Origin of the sequence: Janthinobacterium sp. KBS0711 (assembly GCF_000988085.1) — a bacterium.
In the GTDB taxonomy this organism is placed as follows: Bacteria; Pseudomonadota; Gammaproteobacteria; order Burkholderiales; family Burkholderiaceae_D; genus Janthinobacterium; species Janthinobacterium lividum_E.
Genome location: NZ_LBCO01000024.1, coordinates 604,794 through 628,364 on the forward strand (window position 1 = coordinate 604,794; position 23,571 = coordinate 628,364).

The 23,571-nt window shown below is 64.0% G+C and carries 24 protein-coding genes; 14 read left to right on the plus strand and 10 right to left on the minus strand.

Annotated elements, in window-relative coordinates; all coding sequences use genetic code 11:
* Positions 1–34: 34 nt before the first annotated feature.
* From glyS to VM94_RS15370, 6 genes are all read left to right on the plus strand, one after another.
* The gene (gene glyS, locus VM94_RS15345; protein ID WP_046684200.1) at positions 35–2,137 is read left to right on the plus strand and encodes a glycine--tRNA ligase subunit beta; all 2,103 of its coding nucleotides are present in this window, start codon (positions 35–37) and stop codon (positions 2,135–2,137) included.
* Positions 2,137–2,724, plus strand: a complete 588-nt coding sequence (gene gmhB / locus VM94_RS15350; RefSeq protein ID WP_046684201.1) for a D-glycero-beta-D-manno-heptose 1,7-bisphosphate 7-phosphatase — start codon at positions 2,137–2,139, stop codon at positions 2,722–2,724. The genes glyS and gmhB overlap by 1 nt, the downstream gene beginning before the upstream one ends.
* Positions 2,725–2,740: 16 nt before the next feature.
* Entirely contained in the window at positions 2,741–3,481 is a 741-nt protein-coding gene (locus VM94_RS15355) for a lysophospholipid acyltransferase family protein (RefSeq protein WP_034746739.1), read from the plus strand.
* Between the two features lie 44 nt (positions 3,482–3,525).
* Positions 3,526–4,449, plus strand: a complete 924-nt coding sequence (locus VM94_RS15360; RefSeq protein ID WP_046684202.1) for a M48 family metallopeptidase — start codon at positions 3,526–3,528, stop codon at positions 4,447–4,449.
* Positions 4,450–4,513: 64 nt separating this feature from the next.
* Entirely contained in the window at positions 4,514–4,828 is a 315-nt protein-coding gene (locus tag VM94_RS15365; protein ID WP_046684203.1) for a hypothetical protein, read from the plus strand.
* A gap of 1 nt (position 4,829) precedes the next feature.
* The gene (locus tag VM94_RS15370; RefSeq protein ID WP_046684204.1) at positions 4,830–5,906 is read left to right on the plus strand and encodes a hypothetical protein; all 1,077 of its coding nucleotides are present in this window, start codon (positions 4,830–4,832) and stop codon (positions 5,904–5,906) included.
* Position 5,907: 1 nt separating this feature from the next.
* On the opposite strand, the gene waaA is transcribed toward VM94_RS15370, so the two are convergent.
* The 4 genes from waaA to VM94_RS15390 all read right to left on the minus strand — a co-directional run bounded on the left by waaA (position 5,908) and on the right by VM94_RS15390 (position 10,023).
* On the minus strand, positions 5,908–7,182 hold the full coding sequence (waaA, locus tag VM94_RS15375; RefSeq protein ID WP_046684205.1) for a lipid IV(A) 3-deoxy-D-manno-octulosonic acid transferase: 1,275 nt from the start codon (positions 7,180–7,182) through the stop codon (positions 5,908–5,910).
* 18 nt (positions 7,183–7,200) lie between these two features.
* Positions 7,201–8,223, minus strand: coding sequence for a lipopolysaccharide heptosyltransferase I (gene waaC, locus VM94_RS15380; RefSeq protein WP_046684206.1), 1,023 nt, complete (start codon positions 8,221–8,223; stop codon positions 7,201–7,203).
* A gap of 4 nt (positions 8,224–8,227) precedes the next feature.
* Positions 8,228–9,610 carry a phosphomannomutase/phosphoglucomutase gene (locus tag VM94_RS15385; protein WP_046684207.1) on the minus strand — a complete coding sequence of 461 codons (1,383 nt, stop codon included), beginning with the start codon at positions 9,608–9,610 and terminating at the stop codon, positions 8,228–8,230.
* Positions 9,611–9,714: 104 nt separating this feature from the next.
* A complete protein-coding gene (locus tag VM94_RS15390) occupies positions 9,715–10,023 on the minus strand; it encodes an H-NS histone family protein (RefSeq protein ID WP_046684208.1) in 309 nt (102 codons plus the stop codon).
* 431 nt (positions 10,024–10,454) lie between these two features.
* Here VM94_RS15390 and VM94_RS15395 point away from each other — a divergent pair, with 431 nt between their 5' ends.
* The 7 genes from VM94_RS15395 (at position 10,455) to VM94_RS15425 (ending at position 16,899) form a co-directional block, all read left to right on the plus strand.
* Positions 10,455–11,294, plus strand: coding sequence for a symmetrical bis(5'-nucleosyl)-tetraphosphatase (locus VM94_RS15395; protein WP_046684209.1), 840 nt, complete (start codon positions 10,455–10,457; stop codon positions 11,292–11,294).
* Between the two features lie 93 nt (positions 11,295–11,387).
* Positions 11,388–12,308, plus strand: coding sequence for an AraC family transcriptional regulator (locus VM94_RS15400; protein ID WP_046684210.1), 921 nt, complete (start codon positions 11,388–11,390; stop codon positions 12,306–12,308).
* A gap of 129 nt (positions 12,309–12,437) precedes the next feature.
* Entirely contained in the window at positions 12,438–12,992 is a 555-nt protein-coding gene (locus tag VM94_RS15405; protein ID WP_046684211.1) for a carboxymuconolactone decarboxylase family protein, read from the plus strand.
* Between the two features lies 1 nt (position 12,993).
* The gene (locus tag VM94_RS15410; RefSeq protein WP_046684212.1) at positions 12,994–14,079 is read left to right on the plus strand and encodes an acyl-CoA dehydrogenase family protein; all 1,086 of its coding nucleotides are present in this window, start codon (positions 12,994–12,996) and stop codon (positions 14,077–14,079) included.
* On the plus strand, positions 14,076–14,870 hold the full coding sequence (locus tag VM94_RS15415; protein ID WP_046684213.1) for an ABC transporter ATP-binding protein: 795 nt from the start codon (positions 14,076–14,078) through the stop codon (positions 14,868–14,870). The genes VM94_RS15410 and VM94_RS15415 overlap by 4 nt, the downstream gene beginning before the upstream one ends.
* A 17-nt stretch (positions 14,871–14,887) precedes the next feature.
* Complete coding sequence (locus VM94_RS15420; RefSeq protein WP_046684214.1) at positions 14,888–16,132, plus strand: ABC transporter substrate-binding protein; 1,245 nt, start codon at positions 14,888–14,890, stop codon at positions 16,130–16,132.
* Positions 16,133–16,134: 2 nt separating this feature from the next.
* The gene (locus tag VM94_RS15425; protein WP_035822080.1) at positions 16,135–16,899 is read left to right on the plus strand and encodes an ABC transporter permease; all 765 of its coding nucleotides are present in this window, start codon (positions 16,135–16,137) and stop codon (positions 16,897–16,899) included.
* Here the strand turns inward: VM94_RS15425 and VM94_RS15430 are convergent.
* The 6 genes from VM94_RS15430 to VM94_RS15455 all read right to left on the minus strand — a co-directional run bounded on the left by VM94_RS15430 (position 16,896) and on the right by VM94_RS15455 (position 21,635).
* Positions 16,896–17,642: a lysophospholipid acyltransferase family protein gene (locus VM94_RS15430; protein WP_046684215.1), complete on the minus strand. Its 747-nt coding sequence runs from the start codon at positions 17,640–17,642 to the stop codon at positions 16,896–16,898. The two genes, VM94_RS15425 and VM94_RS15430, sit on opposite strands and share 4 nt — an antisense overlap.
* A gap of 147 nt (positions 17,643–17,789) precedes the next feature.
* Complete coding sequence (locus tag VM94_RS15435; protein ID WP_046684216.1) at positions 17,790–19,091, minus strand: dihydroorotase; 1,302 nt, start codon at positions 19,089–19,091, stop codon at positions 17,790–17,792.
* A gap of 24 nt (positions 19,092–19,115) precedes the next feature.
* The gene (locus tag VM94_RS15440; RefSeq protein WP_034746695.1) at positions 19,116–20,081 is read right to left on the minus strand and encodes an aspartate carbamoyltransferase catalytic subunit; all 966 of its coding nucleotides are present in this window, start codon (positions 20,079–20,081) and stop codon (positions 19,116–19,118) included.
* Positions 20,074–20,598 carry a bifunctional pyr operon transcriptional regulator/uracil phosphoribosyltransferase PyrR gene (gene pyrR / locus VM94_RS15445; RefSeq protein ID WP_034780225.1) on the minus strand — a complete coding sequence of 175 codons (525 nt, stop codon included), beginning with the start codon at positions 20,596–20,598 and terminating at the stop codon, positions 20,074–20,076. Before pyrR ends, VM94_RS15440 begins: the two co-directional genes overlap by 8 nt.
* A gap of 39 nt (positions 20,599–20,637) precedes the next feature.
* A complete protein-coding gene (gene ruvX, locus VM94_RS15450) occupies positions 20,638–21,036 on the minus strand; it encodes a Holliday junction resolvase RuvX (RefSeq protein WP_235432920.1) in 399 nt (132 codons plus the stop codon).
* On the minus strand, positions 21,033–21,635 hold the full coding sequence (locus VM94_RS15455; protein WP_034746689.1) for a YqgE/AlgH family protein: 603 nt from the start codon (positions 21,633–21,635) through the stop codon (positions 21,033–21,035). Before VM94_RS15455 ends, ruvX begins: the two co-directional genes overlap by 4 nt.
* A gap of 386 nt (positions 21,636–22,021) precedes the next feature.
* Here VM94_RS15455 and VM94_RS15460 point away from each other — a divergent pair, with 386 nt between their 5' ends.
* Positions 22,022–23,485, plus strand: a complete 1,464-nt coding sequence (locus VM94_RS15460; RefSeq protein WP_046684217.1) for a cryptochrome/photolyase family protein — start codon at positions 22,022–22,024, stop codon at positions 23,483–23,485.
* Positions 23,486–23,571: the final 86 nt, after the last annotated feature.

The following is a 23,571-nucleotide window of genomic DNA, read 5'->3' on the forward strand; positions in this document are numbered from 1 at the left end:
TAGCTCATACACCGCCGTACCAGACAAGAACACCATGAACCAAACACTGCTCATCGAACTGCTGACCGAAGAACTGCCGCCGAAAGCGCTGGCCAAACTGGGCGCCGCCTTCACGGCCGGCATCGTCAACGGCCTGAAAGCGCGCGACTTCCTCGAAGCCGACAGCGTCGCCACCAGCTACGCCTCTCCGCGCCGCCTGGCCGTCTCCATCACCAACGTGCGCGAAGTCTCGCCCGACAAATCGATCCGCGAAAAAGTCCTGCCCGTCTCCGTGGCGCTGGACGCGAACGGCAACGGCACGCCGCCGCTGGCCAAGAAACTGGCCGCGCTGGGCTTCCCCGACCTGACGGTGGCCGAGCTGGAACGTGCCGCCGACGGCAAGGCTGAAAGCTTCTTCTATACGTACACGGCGCCAGGCAGCCAGCTCGCCGCCGGCGCGCAAGCGGCCTTGACCGAGTCGGCCGCCAAGCTGCCGATACCAAAACTGATGAGCTATCAGCGCCCGGACGGCACCACCGTGCAATTCGTGCGCCCGGCCCACAGCCTGATCGCCCTGCACGGCATCAATATCCTGCCCCTGACCCTGCTGGGCTTGACGGCCGGCCGCACCACCCTGGGCCACCGTTTCCTCACCGATGGCGAACCGATCACCATCGCGCACGCGGAAAACTATGCGCCGTCCCTGATCCTCAACGCCAGCGTCATCGCCAGCAACGAGGAACGCAAGGAACGCATCCGCGCCCAGCTGCTGGACAAGGCCGGCGCCGACCAGGTCTTGATGCCCGAAGCGCTGCTCGACGAAGTCACGGCCCTGGTCGAATGGCCGGTCGTGTATGAATGCCACTTCGAGGAAGAATTCCTGGCCGTGCCGCAGGAATGCCTGATCCTCACCATGCAAACGAACCAGAAATATTTTGCGCTGACGGACAGCGAAGGCAAGCTGCGTTCGCGCTTCCTGATCGTCTCGAACATCGAGACGGACACGCCCGAGCACATCATCGGCGGCAACGAGCGCGTCGTGCGCCCGCGCCTGTCCGACGCCAAATTCTTCTTCGAGCAGGACAAGAAGAAAACCTTGGCATCGCGTTTGCCGCTGCTGGCCAACGTCGTCTACCACAACAAGCTGGGCACGCAAGCTGCCCGCACAGAGCGCGTCAAGTCGCTGGCCGGCGCCATCGCCGCCAAATTGGACTACAACGTGGCTCTGGCCGAACGCGGCGCCCTGCTGGCCAAGGCCGATCTGCTGACCGACATGGTCGGCGAATTCCCCGAACTGCAAGGCATCATGGGCACGTACTACGCGCGCCATGACGGCGAAGCGGAAGAAGTGGCGCTGGCCGCCTCCGAACACTACCAGCCGCGCTTTGCCGGCGACAGCCTGCCGTCCACGGCCACCGGCACCGCCGTGGCGCTGGCCGACAAGCTCGAAACCCTGGTCGGCATCTGGGCCATCGGCCTGGCGCCCACGGGCGACAAAGATCCGTTCGCGCTGCGCCGCCACGCGCTGGGCGTGCTGCGCATGCTGCTGGAAAAACGCCTGCCATTGTCGATCCAGGGCTTGCTGGCGGATGCGGCCGCGCAGTTTGCAGCCGTGCCCGACTTCAAGGATCCGGTGGCGGATGTGACCACCTTCATGCTGGACCGCCTGCGCGGCATCCTGCGCGAGCGCGGTTTCTCGCCGAATGAAATCGAAGCCGTCGTGGCACAGAATCCGGACCGCCTGGACGACATCGTGCAGCGCCTGGAAGCCGTGCAGGCGTTTGCCGCTTTGCCGGAAAGCGCCTCGCTGGCAGCTGCCAACAAGCGCATCACGAACATCCTGAAAAAGAACGAGGAAGCCGTGAGCCTGGTCGCCGCCGGCGGCGTCAACGTGGCGCTGCTGCAGGACGAAGCGGAGAAAAAACTGGCCGCCGCCGTCTCGCGCGTGCAGCCGGAAGTCGACGCGGCCTTTGCCAAGGGCGACTTCACCAGCACGCTGCAAACGCTGGCGCAGCTGCGCGACGACGTCGATGGCTTCTTCAATGACGTGATGGTGATGGCCGAGGATGTCGCCCTGCGCAACAACCGCCTGGCCTTGCTGTCGTCCCTGCACGGCATGATGAACCGCGTGGCCGACATTTCGAAGCTGGCGGCATAATGGGCACGCCAACGCTGAAACTGATTATTCTCGACCGCGATGGCGTCATTAATCATGACTCGCCGGACTTCATCAAGTCGCCGGCCGAATGGCTGCCGATCCCCGGCTCGCTCGAAGCGATAGCCCGCCTGAACCAGGCCGGCTATCGCGTCGTCATCGCCTCGAACCAGTCGGGCATCGCACGCGAATACTTCGACATGACGGTGCTGAACGCGATCCACCAGAAGATGCATACGCTGGCGCAGCAGGTCGGCGCCGATATCGACGCCATATTCTTTTGCCCGCATGCGGGCGCGGATAATTGCGACTGCCGCAAGCCGAAACCAGGCATGTTCCATGAAATTTCGCAGCGCTACAACACCAGCCTGAAAGGCGTGCCGACTGTTGGCGATTCGCTGCGCGACCTGCAGGCCGGTTTCATCAGCGGCTGCGTGCCCTACCTGGTATTGACGGGCAAGGGCGAAAAAACCAACGAGACGGGTGGCCTGCCGCCGGGTACCCAGGTCTTCCCCGACCTGGCCGCCGTGGTCAGCCACCTGCTCAAGGCGCCAGCCGCACCGGCGCCCACCGTGGCATTCAGTATCTAATCTTCGGAGAACCGCATTGCGTAATATTTCCCTGTTCCTGCGATCCCTGCTGTTCATGATCATCATGATCGTGGCCACTATCGTCTGGGCCTGCGTGTGCTTTTTTGCCGCGCCATTGAGCTACAACAAGCGTTATTGGGTCACCTCGCGCTGGAACGTGTTTATCCTGTGGTGCGCCAAGGTCATTTGCGGCATCCGCTATGAAGTCAAGGGCGCCGAGAATTTCCCCGACGCGCCGGCCATCGTGCTGTCGAAGCACCAGTCGGCATGGGAAACCATCTTCTTGCTGCCAAGCTTGCCACGCCCGCTCGTGTATGTGTTCAAGAAGGAGATTTTGTACATCCCCTTCTTCGGCTGGGCCATGGCGCTGCTGCGCATGATCCCCATCGACCGCAAGCAGGGCAAGCATGCGTTCAAAAGCGTCGTCGCACATGGCAAGCGCCGCCTGGCTGATGGCCAATGGATTATCATGTTCCCTGAAGGGACCCGCATTCCCGTGGGCCAGGCGGGCAAGTACAAGAGCGGCGGCACGCGTCTGGCCATTGCCACGGGCGCCGTGGTGGTGCCGATTGCGCACAATTCAGGCGAGTGCTGGCCCAAGCAGTCATTCCTCAAACGCCCGGGGCTGATCACCGTCTCTATAGGCAAACCGATTTCGCCGGAAGGGCAAACCCCGGACAGCATGATGCAACAGGTGGAAAATTGGATAGAATCAGAAATGCGCGTCATTTCGCCTCACGCCTACAACGCTGGCTAGACGGCATCAGCGCGGTCATCCAGGAGCCGACACTGCGCCAGCAGATGAAGACCATCAAGGTCGGCGACCAACAACTGGATTTGTTCGCGCATGACGTCTCGACCAGCACGCCCCCGGCGGTGCGCCCCACGGCACCGCCAGCGCCGCCCGTGGCGCCACCGGTAGTGGCGCCCGCGCCGCCCATCGTTCGCCCTGCCCGGCCTCCCCTGCCTTCCCCGCCACGCACCGCCGATGGCCCGCCACTGCGCCAGCTGCAGTTGGGCAGCCACCTCGTCGAATTCGCGCTGCGCCGCTCCACGCGCCGTTCCATCGGCTTCATGATCGACGATAACGGCTTGCGCGTCACGGCGCCCAAACGCGTCACCCTGGCCGAGATCGACAACGCCATCCGCGCCAAGCAAAGCTGGATCGTCTCGAAACTGCTGGAACGGGGCGAGCGCAAGGTACAGCGCCAGCAGCGCCCGCCCGTGGCCTGGGTCGATGGCGCCGTGCTGCCCTACCTCGGTGGCGACATCACCTTGCGATTACACCAGGCGCCGCGCCACCGCGCCAGCTTCCAGCGCGAGACGAATGAACTGCACGTGTGGGTCACGCCCACGGGTAGCGAGCAGCAATTGAAGGAAAAAGTGAAGGGCTGGTTCCAGCACGAAGCGCGCCAGCTGTTCGAAGCGCGCCTGGACCTGTACGCGGACAAGCTGGGCGTGCAGTACGACTCGCTGTCGCTGTCGTCAGCCGGCACGCGCTGGGGCAGCTGCACCATCGAGCGCAAGATCCGCCTGAACTGGCGTTTGATCCACTTCGCCCTGCCGCTGATCGACTACGTGGTGGCGCACGAACTGTCGCACCTGCTGGAAATGAACCACAGCCCCCGCTTCTGGGCCACCGTGGAATCGATTTATCCCGATTACGATGGCGCCAAGCAGGCGCTCAGAAAGCGTTCGCAGGAGTTGCCCGTCTTGTTCCAATAAGACGGCACGACCGCCTGCGCCGTAGGCATGGGATACTGGATGCTCCATCCTGCCCATTTCGTCCATGAATATTTTCAAGATGCTGTTTGGCGCCAGGGCGGCCACCGCGCCAGCAAGCCAGTCATTGCCTGCAGCGCCCAGTGACCAGCCCTCGCTGGAAGATGAACTGAACCATTATTCCGGCTATGAACGACAGGCCGCGCTGGAACGCTGTGCCGCTCTGGACAGGACAGGCATGCTGCCCTTGGTCATCGTGCGCCTCAATGACTGGGTGCCTGCCGTGCGCCATGCAGCGCGTGTCACCATGCAGCGCCTATTGCCACTGGCGCCAGTCCCCCAGTTATTGCAGATACTACCGAACGGTTCTGCGCCTGCGTGAAATGAGCAGGAGCGACCATGCGGACTGGCTGCAGCACTTTGAACGCACCGTACTTGAACTGCTGAGCGTGCAAGACTTGCTCGATGGCGTCTGTGGCAAGAACGTCCACGTCGCCAGGAGCTGCTTCTACATGCTGCACCAGTACGGCCTGGGCGACCGAGCACAATACATCGGTATGGCGCTTGCCACGCGCGGAGATACGGTGCTGGCAACGCAAGCACTAAGGCTGTGCGCCAGCACCGCACCCGACGTACAAACGGCGCTATACCTCAAGGCGATGTTGTCGCCTTTCGGCCGGATACGTACCAGTGCGTTATTGTCGCTGACGCAAGCGCCTGGCGGCCAGGACATGCGCGCGCTGGCGTTGGCAAGCCTGTTGGATGCCCAAGCGTCGGTACGCTACCTGGCCGTCGCCTGCCTTCAAACAATGGGAGAGGATGTACGCATCAGCTACCGCGCCATTCTGGCCAATCCGGCATCGAACACGCAGGCCATTCGTGTCAGCCTGCTGTCGCTGGGCAGCCTGCGCGCGCCAGAAGATCTTGAGCTGATTCGTGCCTTTACGCAGTCAAAGCTGCCATCCGTGCGCCTGGCTGCCTACAACGCCTGGCTCAAGGCGGCGCCATCCGATAAAGACGCGATCGCCCTGCAAGCTGCAGGCGACGTAGCGCCAGGCATGCAGAAATTTGCCTGCCAAATGGTATCGCGTCAGGGTGCGTTCATTCCCTTCGCCACACTGCGCCCCTTGCTGGAAGCGAGGGGGGAGCATTATCTGCTACTACGCTACGCTTCCGGCAGCAAGTGGCAATGGCTCGCGACCATCGCGCACCTGGCCCTGGCGCACGCACCACACGGGCCACCCCAGACGTACCTGGACCATGAACTGCTGCGTTGGATCAGGGATGCTCACCGCATTACCGGTGAGCCGAATGGTCAACAGCATGACCTTCTGTCACAAGAGCGCGCACAAGCAGCGCTGCGCGCGCTGTTGACAGTGCACGACGAGCAATACAGCACGTTGCTCACGCATGAACTGGCACTGCATCAGTTGACTCCTGCCAAGACCCCGCAGCACTAAACTATCGCAGCAGAGGTTGGATGGCAGCGATAGTACGCGGCGTGGCACCCCGGTGCTGGTTGGCAAACGCCAGCGCCCGCTGTCCCATGGAAGATAAACGCGCCGGATCCTGCAGCAAGGCCGCCCCCTGCGCCATCAGCGCATCGGCGTCCGCCACCAGCGCGGCGCCGCCGGCGGCAATCGCCTGCTCGGTCACGAGCGCAAAGTTGAAGGTGTGGGGGCCGATCAGCACGGGCTTGCCCAGGGCCGCCGGCTCGATCAGGTTTTGTCCGCCCAGCGGCAGCAGGCTGCCGCCGACGAAAGCGCAATCGCAGGCCGCGTAATACGCAAACATCTCGCCCATCGAGTCGCCCAGCAGCACTTGCGTGCCCGCAGTAACGGCATCGTCCTGCACCAGGCTGGATCTGCGCTGCACGGCCAGGCCCTGCGCCGCGATCAATTTTTCCACCTCGTCGAAGCGCTGCGGATGGCGCGGCACGATCACTAGCAGCGCATTCGCGGGCAAGCTGGCGCGGGCATAGGCATCGAGGATCAGCTGTTCTTCCCCTTCGCGCGTGCTGGCGCACAGCAGCACGGGACGCTGGCCGATGGCGCTGCGCAGCGCGGCCCCCGTCGCCAGTGCCGCCTCGGGCACGACGACGTCGAACTTGATACTGCCCGTGACGACCACGTCGCGCACGCCCAGCTGGCGCACCCGATCGGCGTCGTCCTGCGTCTGCGCCGCCACCAGGGTGATGCCGCGCGCCGCGTCCGCAATCAGTTTACCCAGGCGCTGCGCCTTGCCCAGCGAACGCTGCGACAGACGCGCATTGGCCAGCACCACGGGCACTTTGTAGCGATTGCATTGGTGGATCAGGTTCGGCCACACTTCCGTCTCCATCAGGATGCAGATGCGCGGCGTGAAATGGCGGATGAAACGGGCCGGCATGGCGCCCGTGTCGTAGGGCAGATAGCTTTGCACGAGGCGCGCGCCATGCTTGGCGAACAGGGATTTACCTGTCGCGCGCCCCGTCGGCGTCATGTGCGTGAGGACGATGCGGCAATCGGGCCAGGCGGCCAGCAGCGCATCGACCAGCGGCTCGGCCGCGCGCGTCTCTCCGACAGAGACGGCGTGCAGCCAGATGGTGTCCGTGGCAGATGCCGGCTGGCGGCCGTAAAAGCCCAGGCGCTCGCCCCAGTGCTGGCGGTAACCGGGTTCCTGGCGGCCGCGTAGCCACAGCCGTGCCAGCACCAGGGGCAAGGCCAGCCACCAGGCGAGGGTATAAAGAAGTCGCATGTTTATTGAATATTAAAGTCAGGCGGGAGGATAGTCTGCCAGCAGGCGCCGTGCCGCGGCCAGCACTTCCGGCACGCCGGGCGGCGCGCCCTTGTCGCCCAGGTTGATGATTTTCGGCGACCAGTTGCCTTCCGTTTTCCACAGCGGCGAATCGGCATAGATTTCCACCGTCGGGCGCACAAAGGCGGCGGCGATGTGCGTCAGGCCCGTGTCGACGCCGACCACCAGCGCCGCGTGGCGCGCCAGCAGGGTCGCGTCGCCCATCGACAGCTTTGGCAGCACGCGCGCGTTCGGCAGGCCGGCCGCCAGTTGTTCGGCTTCCGCCTTTTCCTTGGGCGACCCCCAGGGCAGCAGAATCGGCATGGGAGCGAGCGCCTGGCCCAGCGCGATCCAGTTTTCCAGCGCCCACTTCTTGGCGTCGCGCGCCGTGCCGTGGAAATACACACAATAGGGCGCATCGCCCATCCAGTCCGGGCGCGGCTCGCTGCTTGATACTTCCGGCAAGCCGAAATCGGCAGGCGTGTCGACCGTGTAGCCGAGTGCTGCACCAGCCACCAGGCGGCCGCGCGCTACCGCATGCGTGCGCGGATCGAGGGGAATGCTTTTCGTGTGAAAAATGCGCGAGATGCCTTCGTAGCCGGAGCCTTCGCTGCCATTGGCCAGGCCAACCTTCTGTCCGCCCGACGCCAGGCGCGCGGCGCCCATGATGATGCCCGTCTTGAGCAAGCCCTGGGTATCGAACACGTAATCGTAGTGCGTCTGGCGCAGGCTGCGGAAGAAGGCGGCGATTTCCGCGCGCGTCTCCTTCTTGCCCAGGCTCTTGCGCCAGCGCCGCAGCGCGAACGGAAAGATCGTATTCACGCGCGGGTTCAGGCGCACCAGGCTCGTGTAGCCCTCTTCGACCACCCAATCGATGGTCGCGTTCGGGAAATGGCGGGCGATGTCCGCCACCATCGGCAGGTTATGCAGCACGTCGCCCAGCGAAGACACCCGCACCAGCAGGATTTTCAAGGGCGCCTGTGCGCCAGGTTGACCGGCCATGCTGTCAGAACGGCAGGACGGCGTCAGGCTTGGCGGCCAGGATCACGCTCTTGAACTGACCCTGGATGCGTGCCAGGGCTTCCGGCGTTTCCGCCTCGAAGCGCATGACGATCACCGGCGTCGTGTTCGACGAGCGAGCCAGGCCGAAGCCGTCCGCGTATTCCACGCGCAAGCCGTCGATGGTGATGATCTGTTCATTGCCAGGGAAGACGGCGTCGCGGCGCAGCATGTCCATCAGCGCGACGTTTTCGCCTTCCTTCAGTTCCAGGTGCAGTTCCGGCGTGCTGTCGGACTGCGGCAGGGAGTTCAGCAGGCTTGACGGATCCGCTTCGCGCGTGAGGATTTCCAGCAGGCGCGCGGCCGAATACATGCCGTCGTCGAAACCGTACCAGCGGTCCTTGAAGAAGATATGGCCGCTCATTTCGCCGCCCAGCGGTGCACCCGTTTCACGCAGCTTGGCTTTCACCAGCGAGTGGCCCGTCTTGTACATCAGCGGCACGCCGCCATGCTTGCTGATCCACGGCGCCAGGTGGCGCGTGCATTTGACGTCGTACAAAATCTGCGCGCCAGGGTGGCGGGTCAGCACGTCGGCAGCAAACAGCATCATCTGGCGGTCAGGGTAGATGATCTGGCCATCCTTGGTGACCACGCCCAGGCGGTCGCCGTCGCCATCGAAGGCGATGCCGATTTCCGCATCCGTCTCGGCCAGGCAGCGGATCAGGTCTTGCAGGTTTTCCGGATGCGCCGGATCCGGATGGTGGTTCGGGAAATTGCCATCGACTTCGCAGAACAGTTCGATGACGTCGCAGCCCATGCCGCGGAACAGGTCGCCCGCAAACGCGCCGGCCACGCCATTGCCGCAATCGACGGCGATCTTGATCGGGCGCGCCAGCTTGACGTCGCCCAGGATGCGCTCGAGGTAGGCGGCGCGGATATCGTGCGTGGCATAGCTGCCCGGCGTGCTGCTGGCGCTGCCGTCGTGCGCGACGATGCTGTGGTACAGGGCCTGGATCGCTTCGCCGTGGATCGCTTCGCCGGCCAGCACCATCTTGAAGCCGTTGTAGTCGGGTGGATTGTGGCTGCCCGTGACCATGATGCCGGAGCGCGTGTCGAGCACATTCGTGCCGAAGTAAACCATCGGCGTAGCCACCACGCCCAGGTCGATCACGTCGACGCCTGCCGCCTGCAGGCCCTGCGCCAGCGCCGCCGTCAATTCCGGTCCCGACAGGCGGCCATCGCGGCCGATCACGACCCGCTGCTCGCCCTTGGCCAGGGCGGCCTGGCCAAATGCCTGGCCGATCTTGTGGGCCACGCTGGCATCGAGGGTTTTAGCGATGATGCCGCGAATATCGTAGGCCTTGAAGATCGTTCTGGACAATGGAAGCATGGTGTGAGCGGTATAAGTAAGGGACGAATAAGGGAATAAATAAGGTGCCTGGCAAGGTGCCGCCCGCGGCTGACAGCTTGCTACTGCGCCAAGAGTATACCGAATTATACGCGCAGCAGATCGATCGACTTGCCCGATTCCACCCACTGCCTGACCCACAGCGGCTGGCGGCCGCGGCCTGTCCATTGTTCAGAGGTATTGTCAGGATGGCGGTAACGTACCGCGACTTTGCCCGTGCGCGGGTGCAAACCATCGAGTATCAGCTGTTTCAGCGGAATGCCCGCCTGCTGCGCGATGGCCATGATCTGTTCGCGCGCCTTGTTCAAGTCTTCGCGCTCGCGGCTGTCCAATTCCTGTTTGACATTATCGTCCAGTTTGCGCAATTCCAGCATCGTCATTGTTGACAGATCCATTGGTACATCCTTTATATTAATTTAAATAATAAAATCACGTGGAATATACTACATTGTATAAATATTTGCGCACCATTGCATAATCTATCGCCAATTGAATCACGCCTCCGGCTTATTTATCGGCCCCGCATTAAGATTAAATGAAGAATATGCCGGAAGCGCGTGGAAAATTGAATAAACATGGATGAAATTGCATTTCAGCAAGGCTGGCGTAGTGCGCTTATTCATTCCGTCAGCCATACCGGCGGATTATGACCGATATATGACAACCGGAAATGCAGATCAATTAAATCCCCATACAACATAATCGGCAGCCACTTTTTCTTCCAGCCGGCCATGTGCGCAATCGGGCACCTGCCGGCAATGCATCCAACGCCAAAGGGCAGGCATGCTTATAATGCAGGCGCGTAGTCCACTTTACCCCGCCATATATGAAAACTTATTTTATCGGTGATCTGCAAGGCTGCCATGCACAAACCGTCGAACTGATCGAACGGATCAGGGCGGCAGCGGATGGCCCGTACCGCCTGCTGTTCGCGGGCGACTTGATCAATCGCGGCCCGGCCTCGCTGGCCACCCTGCGCCACATTTATTCTCTGGCGCGGCAAGGCCTGGCCGACAGCGTCCTGGGCAACCATGACTTGCACTTGCTGGCCGTGGCCAACGGCATCCGGCCCGAGCATGCATCCGACACCCTCGCCGAAATCCTCGATGCCCCCGACCGCGAGGAGTTGATCAACTGGCTGCGCCAGCGGCCACTGGCACTGGAACACGACGGCCATGTGCTCGTGCATGCGGGCTTGCTGCCGCAATGGAGCACGGCCCAGGCCCGGTCCCTGAGCGGGGAGGTGTCCAGCATGCTGCGCAGCGATAATTGGGTCGCCTTCCTGCGCACCATGTACGGCAACGAGCCGGCCGCCTGGCGCGACGACCTGCAGGGCGCCGACCGGCTGCGCTGCATCGTCAACGCCATGACGCGGCTGCGCTTTTGCACGCCGGACGGCGTGATGGACTTCAAGATGAAGGAAAGCGGCAGCCCGCCGCCCGGCTCCGGCCTGTTGCCGTGGTTCGACGTGCCGGGACGGCGCAGCGCCGGCGACACCATCGTCTTCGGCCACTGGTCGGCGCTGGGCCTGCAGTTGCGGCCCCACCTGATCGGCCTCGATAGCGGCTGCGTGTGGGGCGGGAAACTGTCGGCCGTGTGCCTGGAAGACCGCTCGCTGCTGCAAGTCGACTGCCCCACGTTCCAGCAGCACAGCGGCAAGCGGTAAATGGCAGCCATCATGCGTATATGCTTAGTCGAAATCGGTCGTTGGCCTTGCCGCGCCTGGCCCGTATGATGAAGCTTTTGCCTTTGCGACCCCATGCATCCTGATACCGACCGACTGGCGCGCTGGCTGCTCGGCAGCCTGGAACTCGACACCGCCGTCCTGCATGTGGGCCAGTACTGCGGCCGCTGGCGCGCTTCCACGGCGGGCCGGGAATTGGGCAGCTTCCACCTGGTGCTTGATGGCCACTGCTATCTGCACCTCGATGGCGCGGCGCCCATTGCGCTCGGCCCGCGCGATGGCGTCTTCCTGCTGCGCGACCTGCCGCACTTTCTCAGTCCCCACAGCGATCCGCTACAGGCGGTCAGCACGCAGGCGATGCTACCGCTGCAAACGCCCACGGAGCAGCCGGCGACAGCGCTGGCCTGCGGCTTCTTTCAATTTCGCGGCGCCCTCTCCGCCCTGATCGTCGACTCGTTCCCGCCGTATCTGCTGATACGCGGCGACGCGCCCGCCTTCAGCGCCGCTGCCGCGCTGTTCGACCTGATCCTGGCGGAAGCGGGCGGCGATCCGGAACAGCCGTCGCCTTTGACCTCGCGCCTGGTCGAACTGCTGTTCTTTTACCTGATCCGCCATGTGGCGCAGGGCGAGCAGGTGGCGGCCGGCCTGCTGTCGCTGCTGCACCAGCCCGCATTCTCACCGCTGCTCGAACGCATGCTCGATGCACCCGCCGACGACTGGTCGATCGAGAACATGGCCAAGGCGGCCTGCATGTCGCGCGCCAGCTTCTGCAAGCATTTCGCCAGCGCCAGCGGCCATTCGCCAGCCCAGTTCCTGCTCCTGCTGCGCATGAAGATCGCCGCACGCCGCCTGCACGACGGCGTTTCCGTCGAACGCGCGGCCGAACTGGTGGGCTACCGCTCGCACGCCGCCTTTACGCGCGCCTTCAAGCGGGTCACGGGCGAGCAGCCGGGCGCCTACCGGCGCGACCAGCGATTGCGGCAGCTGGCCAGCTAAGCGCCAGCTGAAATCAAGGATCGCACAATCGCAGACGAACGAGCACAAAAGGACGACGCTGACGTCTGTTGCGTGCACGGCATGGCCGATATAATGGCCGGGTGACTTACCAACTTAGCAAGGTACCCCATGTCCCGTCTGACGCTGCACACTCTCGATACCGCCCCGGCCGATAGCCGCCCCTTCGTGGAAAAGGCCATCGCCAACAATGGCTTCCTGCCCAACCTGATCGGCGTGCTGGCCAATGCCCCGCTGGCCCTGGAAACCTATCTGACCGTCTCCGGCATCAATGCGCGCGCCAGCCTGACGTTAATGGAACGCGAAGTGGTGCAGATCACGGCCGCGCGTATCCACGGCTGCGATTTCTGCATCGCCGGCCATAGCGCCATCTCGCTGAAAAAAGCGGGCCGGACGCCGGACACGGTGCGCGCCCTGCAGCACGGCCAGCCGACGGGCGATGCGAAGCTCGACGCCGTCGCCACCTTCGCCACGACCGTCATCGCCACGCGCGGCGCCGTCAGCGACAGCGAATATCAAGCCTTTCTGGCCGCCGGCTACAACGAGCAGCAGGCGCTGGAAGTCGTGCTCGGCATCAGCCTGGCCACCTTGTGCAATTTCTCCAACAGCCTGGCCGGCACGCCAGTCAATCCGCAATTGACGCCCTACCTGCCTGGCGCCGTCTGACATGGGCCGCCTCAATCACTGGCTGCACATGCATGCCGACCAGCTCGACCAATCGTCGGAACTGGCTGAAACCGTATTACCGGCGCTGGCCGGCGACAAGCTGCTGGCCATCGGCGTGCCGCAGGAACATGGCGGCGCGGGCGGCGACGTGCGCGACACCATCGAGGCCATCGCCAGGGTGGCCGAAGAATCCGTGACGGCCGCCTTTGTCTTCTGGGGCCAGCGCTGCTTCATCGAATTCCTGCTGCAAAGCGAGAACCGCGCGCTGGCCGAGCGCCGCTTGCCCGGCCTGCTGGCTGGCACGCAGGCAGGCGCCAGCGGTTTGTCGAACGCCATGAAATTCTTGTCAGGCATCGAGCAGCTGCAAATCACGGGCGCGCGCCACGGCGACGGCTTGCTCGTCGACGGCGGACTTGCGTGGGTGACGAACTTGCGCAAGGCGGGCTTTGTCGCGGCGGCGGCCGTGGCGCCGGACGACGGCGCACCGCCCGTCATCATCGCCTTCGACAGCGGCACGGAAGGCGTCAAGCGCAGCGACGACCTGGACCTGATCGCCCTGCGCGGCAGCAATACGGCCTCCGTCAAGCTGGCGCAGGTGCACATCCCCGCCACCGACATCATCAGCGACAATGCGTCCGCCTGGCTGCCGCAAGTACGCCCGGCTTTCCTCGGCATGCAGTGCGGCCTGTCGATCGGCCTGGCGCGCGCCAGCCTGGCAAAGGCGGCGCAAATTTCCGCCGGCTCGCGCAACCAGCTCACGCCACGCATCGCAGCGCTGCAAGCCACCCTGGAGGCAGCCGTCGCTACCCTGCTGGCCGGCGTGCACGATGGCCGCTTCAAGACGCAGGCGCCAGCCATGTTCCGCCTGCGCATACAGCTGGCCGACGTGCTGCAGCAGGCGCTGATGCTAGAACTGCAAGCCATGGGCGGGCGCGCCTACCTGAACGCCGAACAGCAGGGCTTTGCCCGCCGCTGGCGCGAATCGTCGTTCATCCCCATAGTCACCCCCAGCCTGACGCAGTTGCAATCGGCCTTGCAGCTGTTCGACAGCCAGCAGGCAGCCAAGGCGGCGGGAGCGCAGGCATGAGCGTTGCCGATTGGGCCTTGCAGGCGCAGGATCTGAGCTTCTCGTATGCTGGTGCCGCGCCCGTGTTCCAGCACGTCTCGCTGGGCGTGCGCAAGCGCGAAATCGTCTGCCTGCTGGGCGGCAGCGGCTGCGGCAAATCAAGCCTGCTGCGCGTGCTGGCCGGCTTGCAGCCGCCGTCCGCGGGCGAGATCCAGTTCCTCGACGCTCCCATGCGCGAACCGGACCCGCGCAGCGCCCTTGTCTTCCAGCAGGCCAGCCTCTTGCCCTGGCTGAACGTCACGGGCAACGCCGGCTTCGGCCTGGACTTCAAGCACCAGCCCAAGCTCACGCGCGAGGCGCACCAGGCGCGCGTGGCGCAAGCCATTGAAGCGGTCGGTCTGAAAGGGCGCGAAAAGCTGTATCCATCCGCCCTGTCGGGCGGCATGGCGCAGCGCGTGGCCCTGGCCCGCGCGCTGGCGCGCGAACCGGAACTGCTGTTCGCCGACGAACCGTTTTCCGCCCTTGATGCCATCACGCGCGCCGAGATGCAGTCGTTGCTGGTCGACGTGGTGCACCGCTGGCACACGGCCGTGCTGCTCGTCACGCACGATATCGACGAAGCGATCCTCGTGGCCGACCGCATCTTGCTCATGGGCGGCAAGCCGGGCAACATCGTGCGCGAATGGCCCGTCGCCATCGACCAGCCACGCATCGGCCACAGCGCCGAGGTGATCGCCCTGAAAATGGACATCCTCGACGCCCTGCAGGCGCTGCAAAAGCAGGATCAAGCACCCGCCTTCGCTCACATTTAATCGACCGGAACATTCCCATGACATTCGAAGACCACAACAAACCCCTGCACATCTGCGCCTCGTCCGATTGCGACTGCGGCCTGACGCGGCGCGACTTCCTGCGCATGTCGGCCCTGGCCACGGCCAGCGTTGCCTCGCCGCTGCTGTTCGCCGGTGACGCCATGGCCCAGCAGGGCCCAAAAGGCGACGACCAGCCTGTGAAAATCGGCTACCTGCCCATCACCGACGCCACCCCGCTGCTCGTCGCCCACGCCCGCAAGCTGTTCGAAGCGGAAGGCTTGCAGGCGGAAACGCCGCGGCTGTTCCGCAGCTGGGCGCAGATCATCGAAGCGTTCGTCGCCGGCCAGGTCAACGTGATTCATTTGCTGTCCCCGGCCACGCTGTGGGTGCGCTACGGCGCCAAATTCCCGGCGAAGGTCGTCGCCTGGAACCACGTCAACGGTTCCGCGCTGACGGTGGCCAACGAGATCAACAAGGTTTCCGACCTGGGCGGACGCACGGTCGCGATCCCTTTCTGGTACTCGATCCACAACATCCTGCTGCAGCAAATCCTGTCCTCCAACGGCTTGACGCCGGTCACGCGCGCGCGCAACGCGGCCATCAAGCCGAATGAAGTCAACCTGATCGTGCTGGCGCCGGCTGAAATGGTCTCGGCGCTGGCCAGCAAGTCGATTGCCGGCTACATCGTGGCCGAACCGTTCAATGCGGCGGCGGAAAACGCCGGCATCGGCAAGATCCTGCGCTTCTCGGGCGACGTGTGGAAAAACCATGCGTGCTGCGTCACCTTCCTGTCCGAGCGCGACATCAACACGCGTCCCGAATGGGCGCAAAAGGTCACCAACGCCATCGTCAAGGCGCAGTTGTGGACGCGCTCGAACCAGGTCGACACGGCCAAACTGCTGTCGAACGTGGGCGAGCACCGCTACACGCCGCATCCGCTGCAAGTGCTGACCAAGGTGCTGGCCACCACCGATTACGCCGGCTATGAAAAGCAGGGCCTGATCGTGCACAAGAACTGGCAGCAGCGCCGCATCGACTTCCAGCCGTATCCGTTCGCTTCGTACACGGAAGAACTGGTGCGCGCCATCGGCCGCACCAAGGTCGAGGGCGACACGCACTTCCTGGCCAACCTCGATCCGAAATTCGCCGCGCGCGACCTGGTCGATGACCGCTTCGTGCGCAAGGCCATCACGGCGGTCGGCGGTCCGGCCGCTTTCGGCTTGCCGGCCAACCTGCTGCGCAGCGAAACCGTGGCGGTCTGACAATGGCAAGCAAGTTGTTTACGAAGTTCGGCCTGCCCCTGGTGGGGCTGGCCTGTGCCTTGCTGCTGTGGTCCATGGGCGTGACGGCGCTGGAGAAATCCACGCCCATCGCCACCGCCTTCGCGCCCTTGCCCACGGCGCTGGCGTTCCAGGAGATGGTGGGCGGCGCGGATATCTGGCTGCACGTGGTCCTGAGCCTGCAACGGGTGGCCGTGGGCCTGGGACTGGCCATCGTCATCGGCGTGCCGCTCGGTGTGCTGGTGGCCATGTCGAAGAGCTTTTCCGGCGCGGCCATGCCGCTGTTCCAGCTGCTGCGCATGATTTCGCCGCTGTCGTGGATGCCGATTGCCGTGATGGTGCTCGGCGTCGGCGACGCGCCCGTCTATTTCCTGCTGGCGTTTGCGGCCGTCTGGCCGATTTTGCTCAATACGGCGGCCGGCGTGGCGCGGCTCGATCCGAACTGGCTGCTGCTGGCGCGCAGCCTGTCGGCCACGCGCAGCGAAATCGTCTTCAAGGTGATTTTGCCGGGCATCACGGCCGATATCCTGACAGGCGTGCGCCTGGCCATCGGCATCATCTGGATCGTGCTGGTGCCGGCGGAAATGCTGGGTGTCTCGGCGGGCCTGGGCTACTTCATCCTCGACACGCGCGACCGCCTCGCGTATTCGGAACTGATGGCCGCCATCGTGCTGATCGGGATTTTAGGCTTTATCCTCGACTACCTGGCCCGCGCAGCGCATGCGCGCTGGCTGCACGTCAAAAATTAAGCGGCCTTCTCCAGCGGCAGCGCGGCGGCCACGGCCGCCTGCGTTGCCGCCGCCAGCTCACGCCGGTGCGCGCCTGTCGTCGCCACTGGCGCCAGACAGGTCAAACGCGCCGTGATGGGCGGGCCGCTCAGAATCGCCACCATGCTTTGCGCAAAGCTCATGTCGCCGATGAAATCGACGGCGTGATGCAGCGCCCCCTTGTCATCCACATACACGAGCGCGAACGGCTGCACGGGCACTTGCGCGTCGATGGCCGCCTCGAACAGGTTGGCGTGGAACGGCAGGATCTGCCCTTGCGCGGCGGTCGTGCCTTCGGGGAAGAATGCAATGCGCTCGCCCGCAGTCAACTTATCCACCAGGCCCTGGAAAATCAGACGCAGGTCGCGCTTGCTGCCGCGCGAAATGAAGATGGTGCCGGCGCGCCCCGCCAGCCAGCCCAGGATCGGCCAGGCGCGGATTTCCGCCTTGGCGACGAAACGGCAAGGGTGGACGGCGTTGATGACGAAGATGTCGAGCCACGAAACGTGGTTCGCCACCACCATCGCATGGTCGAGTGCCGGCACGCTGTCTGCCGGCTGCGCCACGTGCACGCCGCAGATGTCGAGCAGCTGCGTCGACCAGCGGCGGATGCGCCGGTTGCGTCCCTCCAGGTCCAGCCAGGGAAAGAGCACGGCGCTCTTGGCCATGCCGCAGCCCAGGTGAATGGCAATGCGCGCGAGGCGGTAGGTAAGCAGAAGTTTCAAATGACACCAAGGTTGGAAGCAAATCCATACAGCCGCGTAGGTCGGCTTAGCTGCGCCGGCGAGGCGCTGCGTAAGCCGACAGGAGCCGCCATGGAATTGTCGGATTACGCGTAGCGCTAATCCGACCTACGGCTCCGATACAAATAATTAACGCTGAAACGCCACCTGTCCGGCAACGATGGTCGCCTTGACGATGCCGCTCAGCTCATAGCCGAGGAAAGGCGTGTGCTTGCCCTGGCTGGCCAGCGAGGCCGACGACACGGTCCAGCGCGCGGCGGGATCGAAGACGCAGATGTCGGCCGCTTCGCCCACGGCCAGGCTGCCGGCCGGGATGCCGGCGACACGGGCCGCGTCGGACGTGACCTTGGCCACGGCGCGCGCCAGCGGACGTGCACCCGCTTGCGGCTGGCCCAGCGCGTAGTCGTCGGCCCATTTCAGGGCCAAGGACAGCAGCAGCTCCAGGCCAGTGGCGCCGGGCGACGCTTCGCCGAACGGCAGCAGTTTTTCATCGTCGTCGACGGGCGTGTGGTCCGAGCACATGGCGTCGACCGTGCCGTCAAGCAGGCCGGCGCGGATCGCATCGCGGTCGCGCTGGCTGCGGAACGGTGGCGTGACCCTGGCGTTCGGATCGAAGAAGCCGATGTCGGCGTCCGTCAGGTGCACATGGTGCACGCCCACGTCGCAGGTGACGGGGAGACCTTCGGCTTTCGCAGCGCGGATCAGTTCCAGGCCGGCCGCCGACGAGATGCGGCACAGGTGCACGCGCGCGCGGCTGGCGCGCATCAATTCGAAAATCGTGTGCAGGGCGATGGTTTCGGACATCACGGGCACGCCGGACAAGCCCAGGCGCGACGCCAGCGGGCCGCTGTGGGCGATGCCGCCACGGCCGATATGCGGGTCTTGCGGGCGCAGCCAGACGGTATAGCCGAAGGTGTTCGCGTACTGCATGGCGCGCAGCAGCACGGTCGTGTCTTCGATCGGCTCTTCCGCCTGCGCGAAGCCGATGCAGCCCGCTTCCGTCAGTTCCGCCATTTCCGTCAGCGACTTGCCTTTCAAGCCCATGGTCAGTGCGCCCAGCGGGTGCACGTGGGCCTTGTTCTGCGTCTTGGCGCGGTATTTCAACATCTCGACCAGGCCCGGCTCGTCCAGCACGGGATCGGTGTCGGGCGGGCACACCAGGCTCGTGACGCCGCCTTGGAGCGCCGCCTGCAGTTCCGATTCCAGGGTCGCCTTGTATTCGTAACCCGGCTCGCGCAGGCGCGCGGACAGGTCGACCAGGCCGGGGGAAACCACCAGGCCGGCCGCGTCGAACGTCGTGTCGGCGGTGAAGCCGGCCGGGGCGCTGCCCACGGCCAGCACCTTGCCGTCGGCGATAAACAGGTCTTGCAAGCCATCGATGCCGTTGGCAGGGTCGATCAGGTGGCCGTTCTTGATATGTAGTGTCGTCATGCTCGCTTACTCGTCCTTGGGCTATCAGCCCTGATTACCAGCCAAAATACTCATCACCGCCATGCGCACGGCGATACCGAACGTCACCTGCGGCAGGATCACCGCCTGCGGACCGTCGGCCACGGCCGAATCGATTTCCACGCCGCGGTTCATCGGACCCGGATGCATGACGATGGCGTCCGGTTTCGCCAGCGCCAGGCGCTCGGGCGTCAAGCCGTAGCTCTTGAAATATTCCTGCGCCGACGGCAGCAGCGCGCCGCTCATGCGTTCATTTTGCAGGCGCAGCATGATGATCACGTCGACGCCTTTCAAGCCTTCATCCATGTTGGTGAAGGTGCGCACGCCCATCTGTTCCAGGCCGCCCGGCAGCAAGGTGTGCGGGCCGATGGCGCGCACTTCCGGCACGCCCAGGGTGGTCAGCGCGTGGATGTCGGAACGGGCCACGCGGCTGTGCAAAATATCGCCCACGATAGCCACCGTCAAATTGGTGAAATCCTTCTTGTAGTGGCGGATCGTGTACATGTCGAGCAAGCCCTGGGTCGGATGCGCATGGCGCCCGTCGCCCGCGTTGACGACGTGGACGTGCGGCTGCTTGGTGTCGATCAGGTGCTTGGCGATCAGGTAGGGCGCGCCCGACTGCGCGTGGCGCACGACGAACATGTCGGCATGCATGGCCGACAGGTTGTCGATGGTGTCGAGCAGGGACTCGCCCTTGCTGGCCGACGAGGCCTGGATGTTCAGGTTGATGACGTCGGCCGACAGGCGCTTCGAGGCGATCTCGAAGGTGGTGCGGGTGCGCGTGGAGTTTTCAAAGAACAGGTTGAAAACGCTTTTGCCGCGCATCAGCGGCACCTTTTTCACGTCGCGGTCGGAAATGCCGACGAACGAGGAAGCGGTATCGAGAATGTGGTTGACGATAGACTTCGGCAAGCCTTCAATCGTCAGCAGATGTTGCAGTTCGCCGTGTTTATTCAGTTGCGGATTAAGCATGGTGGGTATCTATGGTGAGCGTGAATTTTCCATCGTCGGCTTGCTTCAGGACCAGGGCCTGGCCCGGCGGCACGGCAGTGAAGGCGGCCACGAAATCGGCGGCCACCGGCAGCTGGCGTTCGCCGCGGTCGACCAGGGCCGCCAGCATGATCTTGGCCGGGCGGCCATAGTCGAACAGTTCGTTGATGGCCGCGCGCGTCGTGCGGCCCGTGTACAGCACGTCGTCGACCAGCAGGATGGTGGCGCCGGCCACGTCAAAGCTGATCTGCGTCGGCTTGACGTCCGCATGCAGGCCCTTCTGGGCGAAATCGTCGCGGTAGAAGGACACATCGAGCACGCCCAGGCGGTCGAGCAGGTTCAGGTCGCGCGCCAGGCGTTCGGCCAGCCAGGCGCCGCCCGAGTGGATGCCGACGATGGCCACGTTGGGAATGCCCGCCAGGCCGCTCTGCACTTGCTGCAGCAAGACCGCATACAGGGCCTCGGCGTCGAGTTGGGATGGATTCGTAGGATGCGGCATAGAGTTCTTAATCATTCAGGGAGGGAGTCTAGGGTCAGATTAATAATTCGCGTCGAAATACTGTTGCAGGATGATGGCGGCGGCGCGGTCGTCGATGACTTCACCGCGCTTGGCGGCGATGACGGCCGAGGAATAACGCTCATCGACCAGTTCCACGGGCAGGTTGAAGCGGCCATGCACCTGGTTGGCGAAACGGCGGCAGCGCGCGCTCATCTCGTGTTCCGTGCCATCGGGATGGCTGGGCAAGCCCACCACAATGCGGCTGGCACCCCACTCCTTGATCAGGCTATCGATGGCGGCAAACTTCGGCTCGTTCGCCGTGGCCGTGATCACGCTGAGCGGCTTGGCCTGGCAAATCATGGTATTGCCGATGGCCACGCCGATGCGTTTCAAACCGAAATCGAAGGCGAGGATGGTGTCGATGACGTCACCGCTCATGCGTGGCCAGCCTCGCTTGCCAGCATGAGGGGGTCGATACCGAGCAGCTTGATGGCCGCCACGTAGCGCTGCTCGATGGGGAAATCGAACAGGATGTCGGCCGAGGCGCCCACCGTCAGCCAGCCGTTGCGGCCGATCTCGTCTTCCAGCTGGCCCGGGCTCCAGCCCGAGTAGCCGATCGAGACGAGCATGCGCTCGGGACCATCGCCCTTGGCGACGGCTTCGAGCACGTCGATCGAGGTGGTAAACGCCACTTCATCGGTCACCGTCAGCGACGAGGAATAGCGCGCGCCCGGCGTATGCAGCACGAAGCCGCGGTCGTCCTGCACGGGGCCGCCGAACATGATCGGTTCATTGATGATGGGCGTATCGCTGCCGGCCGCCAGTTTCAGGTCGATGCGGTCGAACAGCACTTCCATGGTCATGTCGGTGGGTTTGTTGATGACGACGCCGAGCACGCCGTTTTCATTATGTTCACACACGTACACGACCGTGCCGCCGAAGATCGGATCTTGCATGGCCGGCATCGCAATGAGGAAATGGTTGGCCAGATTCAGGGTGGAGGAACCGGTCGCGGCCGGTTCTCCCACACCCTGCATCAGACGATGTCCTGGTAGAGTCTGGTCGATTTTACTCTTTTTCATACGCGATGCTCTCTCTGTGGGCTTGCTGGCAAGTCTCGCTTACCCCGCTATCGTACGCCTGGCGCAAGCTGCCGCGAATCTTGGGCGGCGCGCACCGTGGTGCCAGGCGTTATTCTTGTTATGTTATAAATTAATGATCAATTCGCTTTGCCTGTGGGCGCATTTCGATGCCAATTGTAAAATTGATTGCAAAATCGCTGTCGCACATAAAGTACCGCGAACATACCCGGTAGTTTACACTGAATTGCCGCCGCAGCGACGCCAAAGGCGCGACGCGAGCGGCCATAAAGCCCTGTTGGCGGCAAAAAATGGCCTATCTTTGACCCTGAACACGCGAAATAATGACAATCAAGACTTCCCTGGTGTGGTTCCGGCGCGATCTGCGCGCGTTTGACCATGCTGCACTGCATCACGCCCTGCGCCAGAGCCAGACCGTGCATTGCGTCTTTGTATATGACACCGCCATCCTGGCTGCGCTGCCGCGCAGCGACCGGCGGGTCGATTTCATCCATGCCAGCGTGGCCGAGCTGGCCGCCGAGCTGCGCCAGCTCGGCGGCGACCTGATCGTGCTGCACGAGGACGCGGCCGAGGCCATCCCGCGCCTGGCCGCCGAGTTGAACGCCGATGCCGTCTTTGCCAACCACGACTACGAGCCGCAAGCGATCGCCCGCGACGCCACCGTGGCCGCCGCGCTCACGCACGACGCGCGCCTGTGGTTCAGCTTCAAGGACCAGGTGATCTTTGAAAAAGACGAGGTGCTGACCTTGTCGGCCAAGCCGTACACCGTCTACACGCCGTACAAGAATGCCTGGCTGAAGAAAATGCGCGCCGAACCCGGCTGCCTGGCGCCGTTCGATATCGAGCCGCACGCGGCCAGCCTGGCGCCGCCGCGCGCCGGCACGCCGGCGCCCCTGCCCACCTTGGACGAGCTGGGGTTCGAGGCCAGCAACCTGGCCGAACTGGCCATCCCCACCGGCATGTCGGGCGCCAGTCAACTGTTCGAGGATTTTTTGCCGCGCGTGGACCGCTATGACGTGGCGCGCGATTTCCCCGCCCTGAAGGGGCCGTCCTACCTGTCCATGCACTTGCGCTTTGGCACCGTCTCGCTGCGCTACCTGGTACGCACCATCGTCGACCTGATGGACCGGGGCGGTGGCGGCGATGGCGCGCCCGTCTGGCTGGCCGAACTGATCTGGCGCGATTTCTACGCCATGATCTTGTACCAGAACCCGCATGTGAAAGGCGGCGCCTTCAAACCGGCCTACGACGCCATCGCCTGGGAAACGGGCCCCGAGGCCGACGCTGCGTTTGCCGCCTGGTGCGAAGGGCGCACCGGCTATCCGCTGGTGGACGCGGCCATGGCGCAGCTGAACCAGACGGGCTATATGCACAACCGCCTGCGCATGGTCACGGCCTGCTTTTTGATCAAGGATCTGGGCATCGACTGGCGCCGCGGCGAAGCGTATTTCGCGCTCCACCTCAATGACTTCGATCTGGCGTCGAACAACGGCGGCTGGCAATGGGCGTCGTCCTCCGGCTGCGACGCGCAGCCCTACTTCCGCATCTTCAATCCCGTCACCCAGTCGGAAAAATTCGATGCCAGCGGGCGCTTCATCCGCCGCTACCTGCCGCAGCTGAAGGCGCTGGGCGACAAGGAAATCCACGCGCCCTGGCTGGTGCCGCGCATGCTGCTCGAACAAAAAAATATCGTGCTGGGACGCGATTATCCGGAACCGCTGGTGCAGCACGACGAGGCGCGCAAGGAAACCCTGGGGCGTTATGCGGTGGTGAAGGTGGTGGCGTAGTCAGGTAATTGATTGGCATTACGGTGATGTCGGGTTACGCGCTACGCGCTAACCCGACCTACCCGACATGCGCCGTCAATCAACAG